Raw genomic sequence first — 15420 nt, forward strand, 5'->3', positions numbered from 1 at the left:
CCGCCAACCACTTATCCTGGTCGTGGCTCACGCTGCCGACCTGCTGGTCATCCCTGCCAATTTGGCGCTGGCCTGGCTGGGCCTGCCGCAGCTGCTGCCGCCGCTGACTGATTTTGCGATGAGCCTGAGGCCGCTGCCAACTTGAATGCGGCGCTGACCCACCCCAGCTTGCACACCATTCCTTACCGCTTCACGACCTACACCGTGTTTGCCCCGTTTGCCAACATGGGTGGCACTGGGTCGCTGCTGGCGCTGGTGATCGCACTGGCGCTGGTCAACCGGCGCGTCCGGGTGCCAGAACTCTTAACTGCAGGCGTCAACCTGCCGCTGTTGACCCTGCTTTCCACGCCGGCCCTGCTGGATCTGCGCATGCTGATCCCGTTCTTCTTAGCGCCGCTGGCCAGCTGCGGGATTGCCCTCCTGGCCTTGCTGCTGCACCTGATGCCGCCGGTCGTTTACCCGGTCCCGCCGACGACGCCAGGGCCGCTCTTCGCCTTTTTGGCGACCAATGGCAGCTGGTCGGCGCTTGCGGTCAGCCTACTGTGTCTGGTGGTCAGTGTCGCGATTTACTATCCGTTTGCCAAGGCGCTGAATAAGGAGGCAAAAGCCGATGCGAAAATGGTGCGCTAGCCTCATCGTCTTTTTTGCCGTCCTGCTGGGCATTGGCTTTCCGGCCTACCGGTGGATGCACACCAGCGTCGAAAACGCGCGGGTCGTGCACCGCTCCCGCATGCGGCCCATTTTCCTGGTGCCAGGCAGCTCCGCGAGCCAGAACCGCTTCAACGCCCTGGTCGCCGCGCTCAACCGCCAAACCACGGGTCACAGCTACGTGAAGATCACCGTGACCGAGTCAGGCAAGTTCAAGCAGTCCGGCCGCATCGCCGCCCGCGACCGGCAGCCGTACATCGTCGTCGCGTTCGCCAACAACCAGGACGGCTACCCCAATATTCAACGGCAGGCGCGCTGGTTCAACATTGCCTTCACCGCCATGGCCAAAAAGTACCACTTCGACCGTTTCTCTGCGATCGGCCACAGCAACGGCGGGCTGGTACTGACGCTTTTTTTTGGAGCGGTACATGAATCAAGCCGACTACACCATGCAGCGCATGATCACCCTGGGGTCGCCTTACAACCTCGAGGAAAGCAAGCAGGCCAACCGCACCCAGATGCTGACGGACATGATCCGGATGAAAAAGCGTCTGCCAGTCAATCTGACCGTGTACTCAGTCGCCGGCTCTGAAAGTTACACCTCGGACGGCATTGTGCCGCTCGCCTCCGTGGACGCCGGCAAGTACATTTTCCAAAATCAGGTCAAGCATTACACCATGATCACCTTGTCGGGAAACAACGCTGAGCACAGCGACCTGCCGCAAAACCAGGAAACCATTGACCTGATCAAGCAGGACCTGCTGATCAAAAACCAGCGGCCTGCCCTGCGGCCATAACCCCTCACCATCGCCTCACGCCAGTTGGCAAACCCACCGGCGCGCGGCGATTTTTCGTTTAGGCAGTAAAAAAAAGCCTGCTCCACAAGGAAACAGACTTTGCACTGGCACCCAAACAACACCATCAGCCGCCAAGATATGCTGCACGGACATCGTCGTTGGCCAACAACGCCTGACCAGTGCCGCTCATTTTGACTTGGCCACTGGCGAGCACGTAGCCGCGGTCGGCGACTTGCAGCGCCTGCGCCGCGTTCTGCTCGATCAACAGCACCGTGACGCCTTGAGCGTGAATGCGCTTGATGATGTCGAAAATCTTGTTAATGTAAATCGGCGCCAGCCCCATGGAGGGCTCGTCAAGCAGCAGCAGCTTGGGCTTGGCCATCATGGCCCGGCCCATTGCCAGCATCTGCTGCTCGCCGCCGGACAGCGTCGCCGCGTCCTGACTCCGGCGTTCTTTCAGCACCGGAAACTGCTCGTACACCGACTTCAGCTGCTCATCGCGTGTCTTGGGCGAAAGGTACGCGCCCATGCGCAGGTTCTCGGCGACGGTCAGGCCCTCAAACACGTGCCGGCCTTCCGGCACCTGCGCAATGCCGGCCGCCACGATTTTGGACGGCGACAGCTTGGCGAGGTTCTGATCATTGTACGTGATCGTGCCAGCACTGGGCCGCAGCAGCCCGCTGATGGTTTTCAGGATCGTGCTTTTACCCGCGCCGTTAGCCCCGATCAGCGTGACGATCTCCCCGTCATTGACGGTGAAGTCGACACCTTGAACGGCCTGAATGGCGCCGTAGTTGACCTTGAGTCCGGCCACTTTAAGCATGGACGCCACCCCCCAAGTACGAGTCGATCACGGCCGGATTCTTCTGAATCGCAGCCGGCGTTCCTTCGGCAATCAGTTTACCCTGGTTCAGCACGTAAATGCGCTCGGCGATGTTCATGACCAGACTCATGTCGTGCTCAATCAGGACGACCGTCAACTGAAAGTCAGACCGCAGCTTGCCAATCAGCTTCATCAGCGCGGCGGTTTCCTCGGGGTTCATCCCCGCCGCCGGTTCGTCGAGAAAAATGATTCGCGGCGAGGTGGCAGTCGCACGCGCAATCTCCACGCGCCGCTGGGTCCCGTACGGCAGGTTGCCGGCATCCACATCGGCCACGTCGGTCAGGTCAAACTCGCGCAGCAGGGCATCGGTCCAGGCCCCGACCTTGGCCTCTTTTTTTGTAGTAGGCCGGCAGGCGCAGGATCTCCGCGAAGAAGTTCTCCGTGTAGCATGAGTCATCGCCGCCAGCAGGTTATCGCGAACGGACAGGTTCGCAAACAGCCGAATGTTTTGAAAGGTGCGCGCCAGGCCGAGCTTGGCCACCTGGTACGGCTTGTGGCCGAGCAGCGAAATGGTGCCGGTGGCGGTGGTCAGTGAGATCTTGCCGGACGTGGGCGGGATCACCCCAGTCAGCATGTTGAACAACGTGGTCTTGCCCGCGCCATTGGGGCCAATCAAGCGACCAGCTCGCCTTCGTCCACGTGCATGTCAACGTTGGAAACGGCGTCCAGACCGCCGAACTTTTTACTCAGATTCGTGACTGTCAGCAGTGCCATGGCGGGCTCCTTTCTTCTCAAACAGTTTGCGAATGGACACTTCGTAGCGGCCGAGCAGCCCGCTTGGCTTGAAGACCATGATTAAGATCAAGGCCAGCGCGTAGATTACCATCCGCAGTGTGCCAAAGCTTTGCAGGACAGTGTCCAGCACGCCAAGCACAGTCGCGGCCACGAAGGTCCCGGTGATTGAGCCAACGCCACCCAGCACCACGATGATCAGGATCGAAATCGAGTTCATGATGCCAAAATCGCTTGGCGCAATGGTCTGAATGTAAACTGCGTGCAACGAGCCCGCAATGGCTGCGGTGGCTGCGCCCATGACGAACGCCGCCAGCTTCCACTTGGTCGGGTTGATGCCCACGGCCTCGGCGGCAATGTCGTCTTCGCGGATCGCCTGAATCGCACGACCGGCCCGGCTGCGGGCAAAGTTGACGATCATCAACGTCGTCAGGCACACCAGCACGTACACGGTCGGCCAGTTGGCCAGCGCCGGAATGTTGTACATGCCGGCCGCGCCGTTGGTGATCTTCAGGTTGTTCAGCACCACCCGGATGATCTCCGCCGCCCCCATGGTCGCGATGGCAAGGTAATCGCCGCGCAGCCGCAGCGTGGGAATGCCGATAATGACGGCGACGATCATGGCAACCACCACGCCCACGGCCATGGACAGGTAAAAGCCGAGCGCGTTGCCCAGGTACTGGGTGATGATGGCTGTCGCGTAAGCCCCAAGGGCCATGAAGCCAGCATGACCCAGCGAGAACTGGCCGGAAAAACCAATGATCAGGTTCAGTCCGGTGGCCAGAATGATGTTGATGCCGATGGTGACGAGCATGTTTTCGATGAAGCTGTTGATCACACCGATCACGATCAGCTCATTGATCAGGTAGAAGCCGGCAACTGCGATCGCCAGCCAGACCAGTGCTGCTTTCCATCTTGCTGCCATGCTCACACCTTCTCCTTCACGTTTTTACCAAAGATCCCAGCCGGCAGAACGACCAGAATGACGATCAGAACGACATAAACGGCTGCATCCTTGTACGCTGACAGCCCAATCGCCTGCACAAAGGTCTCCAGCATGCCAATGAGAAAGCCGCCCAGCGCCGCGCCGGGGATCGAGCCGATGCCGCCGACGACCGCCGCCACGAAGGCTTTGATCCCAGGCACCATGCCCATCAGCGGGTCGATCGAGTTGTAATACAGCCCGATGAGGACCCCGGCCGCGCCGGCCAAGGCGGAGCCCAGGCCGAAGGTGAACGAAATGACGTGATTCGGATTGATGCCGACCAGCTCGGCCGCCTCTTGATCAACGGCCACGGCGCGCATCGCCGTACCCATCCGGGTGTGCTGCACGATCAGCTGCAGCGCCACCATCAGGACCAGGGAGACGGTGACGATGAGCAGCTGAATGTTGGTCACCGTCACACCGAACACGGTAAAGCGGTGCGAGGCCACGACCTGCGGGAAGTTGCGCGTATTGGCGCCGTAGAGAAACGACATGCCGTTTTCAAGGAAGTACGACACGCCGATCGCCGTAATCAGCGCGGTGATCCGCGGTGAATTGCGCAACGGCTTGTAGGCGAGATACTCGATCAGCATCCCCAGCGCGGCACAGACGACCATTGCAGACACCAAAGCCACGCCGAAATCGACGTGGTAATGGTTGATCACATAGTAGCCCCAAAAGGCACCGATCATATAAATGTCCCCATGCGCAAAGTTGATCAGCTTGATGATCCCGTAGACCATGGTGTAGCCCAGCGCCAGCAGCGCGTAAATGCTGCCAAGGCTCAGGCCGTTGATCAATTGCTGGAAAAAGGTTTGCACGAGAGCGCCTCCTCAGGTAAGTGTGCATCAGCCGACTTGGCCGGCCGATGCAGCGGTTAACGATTACTTCTGTTCAATAGCGGAAACGACCTTGCCGTTGGTCAGCTTTTCGATCATGATCGGCTTTTCCGGGTCGTGCGTCTTGTTGACGGTCATTTCACCGGTCACGGCAGGCATGTGCTTGATCTTGGCCAGGGACTGAGCAATCTTGACAGAGTCGGTAGACTTCGCGTCTTCGATCGCCTGCTTGATCATCAGCACGGAATCGTAGGCCAGCGCGGAGAACGTCGGCGCATCGGTATGGTACTGCTTCTTGAAGGCGGTCATGAAGCTTTCGGCCATCTTGTTTGTGGAACCGGACTTGGTGGAAAATGGCGTGGTGTAGTAAACATCGGAGGCGTTCTTATCGCCGGCGATCTCGGCCAGCTTGGGGTCCGCCATGCCGTCAGAGCCGATGATCGGCACGTTGATGCCCATGGACCGGGCCTGCTTGATGATCAGGCCGACTTCGGAGTAGTAACCCGGCACATAAATCGCATTGATGTTCTTGTTCTTGATGCCGGTCAGCAGGGCGTTGAAGTCCTTGTCGCCTTCTGAGAATGACTGCGTCGATACGACGTTGCCCTTGAAGGCGCCTTTGAAGGCCTTCGCCAGACCAGTGCCGTAATCGCTTGAGTTGTCCTCAAGAATCGCCACGTTCTTCGCCTTCAGGGTGTTGTCGACAAAGTGCGCAGCTGTTTCGCCCTGGAAGTTATTTTCAAAGCAGGCCCGGAACACGTATGGCTGGACCTTCCCATTTTTCTGCAGGGTGTAATCCGGATCCGTCGCACTTGGCGAAACGGATGGCACCTTGGCCTTGGTGATGTTCGGGATTGCCGCGGTGCCATCGTTGGTCGTTGCCGGGCCGACGATGGCGGAAACGCTGTCGGAGCCGGCGAGCTGAGCGGCAACGGAGCTGGAGCCGGAGGTCGTGGACTTGTTGTCGCGGATCACGGTCTTGATTTTGACCTTCTTGCCGTTGACCTTAATGCCGCCATCAGCGTTGATCTGCTTGACGGCCAGATCGAAGCCCTGCTTCATCTGATTGCCATAGCCGGCTGCTGAACCAGACAACTCCATGTTCATGCCGATCTTAACGGTGTTGCCAGTGCTTGAGTTGCCTTTGTCCCCTGCGGTCGTGGTCGCGCAGCCTGCCAGTGTAATGGCACTCACAGCAGTAATGGCGCCGAGTATGATTTTTCTCATTGAAATCTTCATGACTGATCTCCCTTTTCTCCAACTTGTCAGGTGCTTTCATAAAAAAAATGGCCCCATCATTGATGAGGCCGCATCCGACAGGCCCCATCAGCACGCGAATGAGGACCTGTTCACATCAGCTTGCGCTAACGGAGCGGGTCCTACTCGAGCAACAACAAGGCCAAACTGCGGAAGAAGCGAGTCGCACAGAACTGATTAATTGATAGTTTCATGAAACTCACCCTTTCCTAAATTAGTTAATGATTAGAATTTACACCAACTACTCATTCTGGTCAACCGCTATTTGAAAATTTGCTAAAAAAATCCGTACCGACGCTCGCCGATACGGATCGATCCTGTTACTCACGCGTGCTGCCACGCGTGATCAATTCCGGTGTTACCAGCAACTCCCCTTGCTGCGCGCCACTTTGGGCCAGCTTCTGCAGCAGCATCCGCGCCAGCAGCTCCCCGAGCTGCTGAACTGGCTGCTTCACGGTGGTCAGCTGAGGGTTCGCCACCTGATCGAGAAAGACCCCATCAAACCCAATGATGCCAAAGTCGCGCGGGACATCGCCGCCATTTTCGATGATCCCGCGCTCCACGCCCACTGCGATGCGATCCGAGGCACAGATGAAGCAGGTATCCGGGGCGAATTTGCGCCAGTTTTCGTTAATGAAGGCCTGAGACACGCGTGAATGGTTGGCCAACCGGTAAATCTGCGGGATTTTTTTTATGCTGCTGCAGGGTGTTGATGTACCCCGCCTCGCGGGAGTACTCAAAGGACTCCTTCACGTCCAACCCGATAAAGACGATGGATTGATAATTCTTGGCGAGGGCATAATTGGTCGCCAGCGCGGTACCGGCCTTGTTGTCGCTGTCGATATAGTCAAACCCGTAGCGATTCTCACCGAAAATGACAAACGGCTGATTCAGCTGTTCGAGCAGGGGAATATCCCTGGCCCGCTCACCGGTCACAATGTACCCATCGGCACGATTGCCACCAGTGAGGTGTGCCCGGTCAGTCACCAGCTGCAGGGCATAGCCTTCCTTGTCCAGCCCCTTGGCGATCCCGAAGATAAGGCTCATGTAGTACGGCTCCGTCGTGTCAATGTCTTCGAGGATCACCACCTTGATCACGTTGGTCCGGTTATTTGCCAGGGCCTTCGCCGCCGCGTTGGGGTGATAGTTCAGCGCGGTCATGGCCTCTTCGACCAGGCAGCGCAGCTCAGGCGTGACCTGCTCAGGATGATTAATGACCCGCGAAACCGTCATTTTTGACACATTGGCCTGTTTGGCGACATCTGACAAAGTAACCATGATACCCTCCCGATAATTGCGCGTTTCGCTGACAACCTTATTTTACACCAACCGGCCGCATTGCTTCTCTGGGACAGCTGGACAGTCAAAGGGACCTGACCGTTGCCAGTCAGATCCCTCAAGGTTGGAGGCCTTGGCTGAATGCAGATCAACTCACCCAGCGTGGTTCAAGTACTGGTTGACTTAACCCTTGTCCGCTCCGGCGGTGATCCCGTTGACGTAGAACTTCTGCATGATCACGAACAGGATGGTGATTGGGACCGCGACCATGACACACCCGGCAATGAACTGGGTGAAGAACGTGGTCGAGGTACCCTTGGCGCTGTGCAGCATGTTATACAACCCGTATGCAATCGTGTAATTCTTCGGGTTCCCCGATGAAGACAGGATGATCCCGGAGAAAATGAAGTCGACCCACGGGGCAATAAAGGTGGTCAGCGCCGTATAAACAATCATCGGCTTGGACAGCGGCAACCCAATGTGCAGGAAGACCTGCCACCTAGTTGCCCCATCCATCTCCGCCGCCTCATCGATCGACCGCGGAATGGTATCAAAGAACCCTTTGGCGATGTAGAACGACAGCCCCGCACCACCGACATAAACCATGGTCAGGCCGGCCAGATTCAGCATGTTGAAGCTCTTCAGAATGTAATACAGCGCGATCATGGACATGAACCCGGGGAACATCCCCAAAATCAAGGCAATCTGCAAGAACTTCTTCCGAAAGGCGAAGCGAAGCCGGGACAGGGTGTAAGCAACGGAAATGGTGATGAAGGTCGACAGGATCATCGACACTGTGGACACTAGCAGTGTGTTACGCATCCAGTCAAGGAACGGATACTGCTTATTGAGTAGCATTCCCGTGTAATTACTCAGCGTGAATTTCTCCGGCCAAATCGTCGACACAAAGCCAGTATTGTTATACGAGAGACTCGCCAAAATGATCCAAACGATTGGAAACAGCCAAACGACCACCAGTACGGCCAGCAGAATGTAGCGGAGGCTCAGCGAAAGGTGACGCTGTGCTTTGTATGATTTCATAATCTCAGCCCTCCTTGAAAGCATTCGTCCGCCGGTAAGCAAACAGTGAGAAGACCGCACTGATGATGAAGATCAGGATCCCTAAGACCGCTGACGCGTTGTACCGCTGCGTCTGGCCAAAGGTCAAGTTGTACAACCAGGTCACCAGCAAGTCGGTGTCACCAGCCCCACTGTAGTTGTTGTTCATCGGATAGCCGCCGGTCAACAGGTAAATCACGTTGAAGTTGTTGATATTCCCAATAAACTGTTGGATCAGCGAAGGGGCCATGACAAACAGGATCTGCGGGAAAGTGATCGACTTGAAGACCTGGAACGGATTGGCACCGTCCATCCGGGCAGCCTCAATCTGATCCTCCGGCAGATTTTGAATGATCGCCGTGGACACCAGCATTGAAACCGGGATCCCGACCCACATGTTGACCACGATGACCGTAATGCGGGCCACCAGCGGCTTCGCAGAGGCGCCGATGAAGTTGATCGGCTTGGCGATCCAGTGCCAGGATAGCAGCAGGTTATTCAGCGGCCCTTGCAGGTCGAGGAACTGCGCCATCATCAGCAAGGAAACAAACTGCGGCACCGCGTAGACAATGATGAACATCGTCCGCCAGAACGCCTTGTGCTTGATGCCCTTGGATTCGATCAGCATCGCCAGCAGGACGCCGAAGAAGAACGTCGTCGCCGTGGCACAAACCGCCCAGATCAACGTCCAACCCAACACCGGGAAGAACGTTCCCGCAAGGTCACCGGAAAGCACGTTGTGAAAAGCCTGAAAGCCTGTCCAGGAGAATCCGATCGAATGGTGGGAATCATAGTTGGTGAACGCCATTGAAATCATGTACACCGTGGGCAAGATGGTGAACGCCACAATCCCAACAATTGGGATCGCCAGCAGGACACTGTGCAGTCGTTCATCAAGCAGTGACGCTAACTCCTCGCCATTAGTTTCAATGTGACCATGGTCCCGGTTCAACACGTACAGTTTTCTTGTTGAACGCAGGTTGACCCAGTACAAGCCCACCATTGCGATCAGCAGGATCACTGCCAGCACTCCGAACAACAGAATGACCACAGAATTATCCGGCAGTTTGGTCAAATAGACCCCTTGTGACTGATCGTAAACGACCTTCTTGGTTTTGAGCGTCCCCAAATTGCTCAGCATGCTGAGCGAGGAGATCCCGCTAAACACCAGCCAAATCAGAAAGGCCACCTCAGTGATCAGAAACGCTGCGCCCTTGACCCACTGGCGATTTTTTTAAGGCGGAGGCCCCCATCACAAAGAATGAGAGTTTCGTCGTCCAATCGCCTTTACGCCAGACTTCTCGATAGGTCGCTGCCGGTGGGAGCTTATTTTTTTCTCCTGAACATACGATACCTTCTCCTTTACGTGCAAAGATTGGTCAAGCTCAACCATCAACTTCAGCGACTAGTTAGCCTTGGAAACCGCATTGTGGAATGCTGTCAGTTTGGTCATGTAATCTGCAGGCTTGATCGAACCGCTGTATGCACCGTTGATCAGTGGTGCGGCCTGATCCCAAAGAGTGGCAATTTCAGGCATCTTTGGCATCAAAGTGGAGTGGCTAGTCTGTGACATGGTCTTAACTGCGACCGCGACTGGATTCTTCTTGAACGTTGCCGTCTGCTGGGCCGACTTGTCAACCGGGATCTGACCCTGGTCTTTGTAGATGACCAGCTGCGAGGCCTTGTTGGTAATGTACTGAGCCAGCGTTGCTGCGGCTTTTTGATTCTTGGTTGAAGTGTGCGAGTTGACCGCAAAGGTTTCAATCCCAAGGAAGGCCTGCATTTGGACTTTCTTACCCCCGATGGTGATGGTTGGGTATGGCGCAACGCCAAAGTTCTTGCCCAACAGCTTCTTAATGTTTACCGCGTCCCAAGGACCGTCGAGAATAGCGCCGGCCTTACCGGACTTGAGCTGGTTCAGCACGTTAGAAGTCTGCATGACCCCTTTGTTGTTCTTTTGGGCGGCGTACCACTTCATCGCGTTGACCCCTTCTTGGGTGTTGACGTTGGTGCCCTTGAGGTCTTCGCCGTTTTTACCGTACATGTAGGTGCCGGCTGACAGGAAGATCGGGTAAACGTTATACGGCACCGTAAAGTCCGTGGCCACAACGCTCTTGGCGGTCATCGTGTCCCAATCCTTCACGTCCTCAGCGCTCAGCTTAGACTTGTTGTAGTAAAGCGTCTGGGCCTGCATCGCGAATGGGAAAGCGTAAAGCTTGTTCTTCCAGGTCACGCCCTTGACGGCGCTTTCGACGTTGTCCTTCTTGATGACCTTAGTCGCATCCGGCGAAATTGGGTTGATGTACCCCGCAGACGCCATTTGTCCGAGCTGATCATTCGGCACTTCGAACACGTCAGCCGCCTTCGATGGGTCCTTGGCGACATCGGTCTTCGCGTTTGAGGACCCGTTTGGACTTTGGGTGACCTTGACCTTCACATCCGGATACTTCTTGTTGAAGTCCTTCACAATGGATTTATAGGAGCTGACCTGCGTGTTGTCGACCCACAGTTTAACCGAACCGGAGACGCCATTTTTACCTGAGCTACTGCTTGAGGAGCTGGAACCGGAATTGCCGCAAGCAGCCAGAACCGTGGCTGAAAGAAGTGCAGTACTGCCTAAAGCAAACTTCTGCCATAACTTCATGATGATATTCCTCCCAAAAATGTTTTATAAAGCCTGAACCCTAGTGAAGAAAGAACGCTGTTTTGCAGACGGCTACCGTCTGCGGTAACCCTCTGACTGCCGCAACCCAATCGGTGTCTTTGACACCCAGTCCGCCAGTGCGGCATGGCGGACAAACTACCCTTCAAGCGGCACTGGCTCCTTGGTGATCGCCATCTCGGTGTCCTTGTCGAAGAAGTGCGCCTTGTTGACGTCAAACCCCATTTTGACGGCATCCCCAGGACTGTGGAAATCGCGGGCGTTGACGTTGGCGATGTATTCCGTGTCGTCAACCTTCAAGTAAAGCTGTTCCGTGGCCCCGAGCAGTTCAGAAACTGTGACTGTCGAATCAATCACCGCATCCGGCCAGGTGTCCAGAAATGCCTGCTCGGAGTGAATATCCTCGGGCCGAATGCCAAAGATCAGCTCCTTGCCGTTGTAGCCTTGATCATCCAAGATCTTCGCCCGGCCTTCCGGCACTTTGAGGGTGACGCTCTTGCCATCGGACACCACGCCGTTTTGGTATGTCATGTTGAAGAAGTTCATCGACGGTGACCCCATGAACCCCGCAACGAATTTATTGCGCGGATTCTCATAGACTTGCGAGGGCGTCCCGATTTGCTGAACGTGGCCGACAGACATGACGACCACGCGGTCCGCCATTGTCATCGCCTCAGTTTGATCATGCGTGACATAGATCGTGGTGGTGTTCAGGCGCCGGTGCAGCTTGGCAATTTCCGCCCGCATCGAGACCCGCAGCTTGGCGTCCAAGTTGGAAAGCGGTTCGTCCATGAGAAAGATGGGCGCATCCCGCACAATTGCACGGCCTAGTGCGACCCGCTGGCGTTGACCCCCTGAAAGGGCGGCCGGTTTCCGGTCCAAGAACGGCTTGAGGCCTAAAATATTTGCCGCATTTTGCACGCGGGCATCAATATCCGCCTTCTTGTAGTGGCGGAGTTTGAGTCCAAAAGCCATATTGTCGTAGACCGTCATGTGCGGATACAGCGCGTAGTTCTGAAAGACCATGGCGATGTTGCGGTCCTTGGGCGCCACGTCATTCATGACCTTGCCCGCGATCTTCAACTCGCCCTTGGTAATGTCCTCCAGACCGGCGATCATGCGCAAGGTCGTGGATTTGCCACACCCGGAAGGGCCGACAAAAACGATGAACTCCTTATCCTTGATGTGAAGGTCAAAATCCTCAACCGAGTAATCTTCGCCATCGTCGTATTTTTTATAAAGGTGGTCCAGATCGATCTCAACCATTTGTCCTCATGCTTCCTTTCTTTCCAGCCACGCAGTATAAGCACGCTGAATCTCCTCGAGCTTCAGGTCCGCTGTGCTTGGCACAATGTAATCCGCCTGATGCAGGACTGCCGGGTCGCCGATGCCAACGGCAAACTGGCCGGCGGCTTTAATCGCCGCCACCCCCACCGCAGCATCTTCGAACGCTGCGACTTCAGTAGTAGCAAGCCCCGCCAGTCTGCGCCCGCTCGTAGATTTCCGGATCGGGTTTGCCGTGATGCAGAGTGGCCGGATCCACGATGCCGTCAAACTGCTGGGCCAACCCGAGCCGGTTCAAGATCACAGGGGCATTGCGGGACGCAGAAGCAATCACCATCCTGAGCCTTGCGGCCTTGGCCGCCGCGAGCAAGGCGGTGATGCCGGGCAAAATGTCTGCCGGCGTCATGGCCTGGATCAGGTGCAGATACATCTGATTTTTGGTCTTGGCAAATGCCGCCTTCTGCTCGTTCGTGTAACGATTCTCTTGCTGACCATAGCTGAGCACCAAATTCAGGGAATCCAGCCGCGAGCGGCCGCGCAGTTGCTGGTTGGCTTCAGGCGGCAGCGTAATGTCGAGGTCCGCTGCCAGCTGGTTCCACGCCTGCAGGTGATACTTGGCGGAGTCGGTCAACACCCCATCTAAATCAAACAACAATCCCTTAAGCATGCTGACCCTCCTTTACCAGATGAACCGGTTGGCCAGCCACGTCAATGTCGAGGGGTTCGCCTTCAAGCAGCGTGATCAAGGTCTTCTGCCCCACGTCGACGGCTAATAGCCGCCCGCGGTAGGTCAGCTTGAAGTTGTAATGCGTCCACTGCTTCGGCAAAAACGGCTTAAAGCGTAGCCGGTCGTGATCGTACCGCATGCCGGCAAAGCCTTGCACGATGGCCAGCCATGATCCAGTCATCGACGTGATGTGCAGCCCATCGGCGGTGTCGTTATTGTAGTTGTCCAGGTCTAGACGCGCCGTACGCCGGTACAGTTCGACCGCCTTTTCCTGCTTACCCAACTCCGCTGCCAAAATGGCGTGAATCGAGGCCGACAGCGAACTTTCGTGCACAGTGAGCGGCTCGTAGAAATCGTAGTTGCGCTCTTTTTGCTCGCGCGTAAAGCGGTCGTTCAAGAAGTAAATGCCTTGAAGAACATCGGCCTGCTTGATGTACGGACTGCGCAAAATGTGATCCCAGGACCAGTGCTGATTGATGGGACGCTGATCCTGAGGAATCGCACTGGCGGGCTGCAAGTCTTTATCCAGGAAGGTGTCGTTTTGGACGAAGATCCCTAGCTTCTTGTCGACCGGGTAATACATCCGATCAATGATGTCCTGCCAGTGCGCCTTTTCTGCTTCGGTCACCGAAAGCGCCGCCAGCACGGCCGGATCGGCCTTGGGCAAGCGCGCCAGCGTGTACTCTAGCACCCATGACGCCATGGTGTTGGTGTACCAGTTATTGTTGACGTTGTTTTCGTACTCGTTCGGCCCGGTCACGCCGTGGATCATGTAGCACCCCTTGCGCTTGGAAAAGTGGACCCGATCAGCCAGAAACGGCTGATGCCAATCAGCACTTCCATGCCGTCGTGATTGACGTAGCTTTCATCGCCGGTGTATGCCGTGTACTGATAGATGGCAAACGCCACCGCCGCATTGCGATGAATCTCCTCGAAGGTGATCTCCCACTCGTTATGACACTCGATACCGTTAAAGGTCACCATCGGAAACAGCGCCCCTTTAAGGCCTTGCTGCTGCGCGTTGTGGTAAGCGCCGGGCAACTGATCATGCCGGTATTCCAGCAGCGCGCGAGTCACACTTGGCGGCGTCACCGCCAAATACATTGGCACGACATAGGCTTCAGTGTCCCAGTAGGTCGCGCCACCGTACTTCTCACCGGTAAAGCCCTTGGGCCCCACATTGAGCCGCTTGTCCTCGCCGTAATAGGTCATGAACAGCTGCGCAATGTTGAACCGGATTCCCTGCTGGGCTGCATCATCACCGTCAATCACCACATCGCTTTGCGCCCAGCGGCTGGCCCAAATGGCCGTGTGCCTGGCCAACCGCTGATCGAAGGACTCGGTTTGCAGCTGCGTCATCAACGCCGTTGCGGTTTGCGGCTGCTTGTCCGGCGCCACGTCCCGGCTGGTCAGCACAATGACATCTTTTTCCAATGTGACGCTTTGACCGGCGTTCAAGGTGGTAGAAACGCGGGCGGTCGCGAGGCCGCTTGCCGTTTCATTTGTGGTTTGGACCGGCTTGCCATTCAGCCGCAGCGCTTGTTTGAGCAGGACCGTGAACCGTGGCACCTGGTACGGGTTCGCCTTGGTGATCAGCTGAATGTTTTGCGCCTGGGCGTCTTCCTCGACCGGCTGCCAGAAGCGTTCATCGTAGTTGCTGTCTTCATTGCTGACATTGCCGTCAAGCGTGGCGGCAAAATCGATGCTTGCCTGGCCGCTGAGCACCTGCGCAACGACTTCGATCAACCCGGCCTCTTTGATCTCGTTGGATAAGAAGCGGCGGAAGGTCAGGCGAACGGTCGTCGACTCGACTTCATAAATGAACGTGCGGGTCAGCAAGCCTTGGTGCATATCCAGCGCGATCCGGAAATCGCGGAACTTGCCGGTTGCCAAATCAACTTTCTCGCCGTTGATCCGAATGCCGATGCCGATGAAGCTTGGGGCGTTGATCGCTTTACCAAAGTATTGGGGGTAGCCGTTTTTCCACCAGCCGACGCGGGTTTTATCAGGAAACCACACGCCGCCTAAATAGGTCCCCTGCAAGTGATCGCCGGAATACCCTTCTTCAAAATTCCCTCGCATCCCCATGTAGCCGTTGCCGATCGCCGTTAGGCTCTCCTGCAGCCGCATCTCTTGCGGATGGAGTTCGTGGCTTTGGACCAGCCACGGGTCGATTTCAAAAATCCGTTTCATCATTCATATCCCCAATTGCACCGCCGTGGCGGTTCACTGATTTACAACTTGATTATCTCGTGGTGAAAGCGCTTTT

10 protein-coding genes and 5 pseudogenes are annotated in these 15420 nt (G+C 56.3%); 3 read left to right on the forward strand and 12 right to left on the reverse strand.

The genetic code is table 11. The features are described from left to right. The first annotated feature begins 141 nt into the window (after window positions 1–141). The 3 genes and pseudogenes from JCM13995_RS06885 (at window position 142) to JCM13995_RS18065 (ending at window position 1445) form a co-directional block, all read left to right on the forward strand. Window positions 142–630: a hypothetical protein gene (locus JCM13995_RS06885; RefSeq protein WP_054663905.1), complete on the forward strand. Its 489-nt coding sequence runs from the start codon at window positions 142–144 to the stop codon at window positions 628–630. Window positions 631–730: 100 nt separating this feature from the next. Continuing rightward, window positions 731–997 (forward strand): annotated as a pseudogene (locus JCM13995_RS18060) (alpha/beta hydrolase); the annotation flags it as partial. Window positions 998–1106: 109 nt separating this feature from the next. Continuing rightward, complete coding sequence (locus JCM13995_RS18065; RefSeq protein WP_263849596.1) at window positions 1107–1445, forward strand: alpha/beta hydrolase; 339 nt, start codon at window positions 1107–1109, stop codon at window positions 1443–1445. A 124-nt stretch (window positions 1446–1569) separates the two neighbouring features. Here JCM13995_RS18065 and JCM13995_RS06895 read toward each other — a convergent pair whose 3' ends face one another. The 12 genes and pseudogenes from JCM13995_RS06895 to JCM13995_RS06950 form a co-directional block, all read right to left on the reverse strand. After that, entirely contained in the window at window positions 1570–2268 is a 699-nt protein-coding gene (locus tag JCM13995_RS06895) for an ABC transporter ATP-binding protein (RefSeq protein ID WP_054663908.1), read from the reverse strand. Then, window positions 2261–2944: an ABC transporter ATP-binding protein gene (locus JCM13995_RS06900; RefSeq protein ID WP_369385651.1), complete on the reverse strand. Its 684-nt coding sequence runs from the start codon at window positions 2942–2944 to the stop codon at window positions 2261–2263. The genes JCM13995_RS06895 and JCM13995_RS06900 overlap by 8 nt, the downstream gene beginning before the upstream one ends. A gap of 66 nt (window positions 2945–3010) precedes the next feature. Further along, a complete protein-coding gene (locus JCM13995_RS06905) occupies window positions 3011–3985 on the reverse strand; it encodes a branched-chain amino acid ABC transporter permease (RefSeq protein WP_054663912.1) in 975 nt (324 codons plus the stop codon). Between the two features lie 2 nt (window positions 3986–3987). Beyond that, window positions 3988–4866 (reverse strand): branched-chain amino acid ABC transporter permease, encoded by an 879-nt coding sequence (locus JCM13995_RS06910; protein WP_054663916.1) that lies wholly within the window; start codon window positions 4864–4866, stop codon window positions 3988–3990. Between the two features lie 63 nt (window positions 4867–4929). Then, window positions 4930–6123 carry an ABC transporter substrate-binding protein gene (locus JCM13995_RS06915; protein WP_054663919.1) on the reverse strand — a complete coding sequence of 398 codons (1194 nt, stop codon included), beginning with the start codon at window positions 6121–6123 and terminating at the stop codon, window positions 4930–4932. A 338-nt stretch (window positions 6124–6461) separates the two neighbouring features. Continuing rightward, window positions 6462–7419: pseudogene (locus tag JCM13995_RS06920) on the reverse strand (LacI family DNA-binding transcriptional regulator). A 183-nt stretch (window positions 7420–7602) separates the two neighbouring features. Beyond that, complete coding sequence (locus JCM13995_RS06925; RefSeq protein ID WP_054663922.1) at window positions 7603–8460, reverse strand: sugar ABC transporter permease; 858 nt, start codon at window positions 8458–8460, stop codon at window positions 7603–7605. A 4-nt stretch (window positions 8461–8464) separates the two neighbouring features. Then, window positions 8465–9830, reverse strand: a pseudogene (locus tag JCM13995_RS06930) (carbohydrate ABC transporter permease). 53 nt (window positions 9831–9883) lie between these two features. Further along, the gene (locus tag JCM13995_RS06935; protein WP_054663925.1) at window positions 9884–11122 is read right to left on the reverse strand and encodes an extracellular solute-binding protein; all 1239 of its coding nucleotides are present in this window, start codon (window positions 11120–11122) and stop codon (window positions 9884–9886) included. 156 nt (window positions 11123–11278) lie between these two features. After that, entirely contained in the window at window positions 11279–12406 is a 1128-nt protein-coding gene (locus tag JCM13995_RS06940; RefSeq protein WP_054663928.1) for an ABC transporter ATP-binding protein, read from the reverse strand. Window positions 12407–12412: 6 nt separating this feature from the next. After that, window positions 12413–13091 (reverse strand): annotated as a pseudogene (pgmB, locus tag JCM13995_RS06945) (beta-phosphoglucomutase). Further along, window positions 13084–15344 (reverse strand): annotated as a pseudogene (locus JCM13995_RS06950) (glycoside hydrolase family 65 protein). The pseudogenes pgmB and JCM13995_RS06950 overlap by 8 nt, the downstream one beginning before the upstream one ends. Window positions 15345–15420 lie beyond the last annotated feature (76 nt).

Origin of the sequence: Lacticaseibacillus camelliae DSM 22697 = JCM 13995 (genome assembly GCF_001311195.1) — a bacterium.
Classification (GTDB): Bacteria; Bacillota; Bacilli; order Lactobacillales; family Lactobacillaceae; genus Lacticaseibacillus; species Lacticaseibacillus camelliae.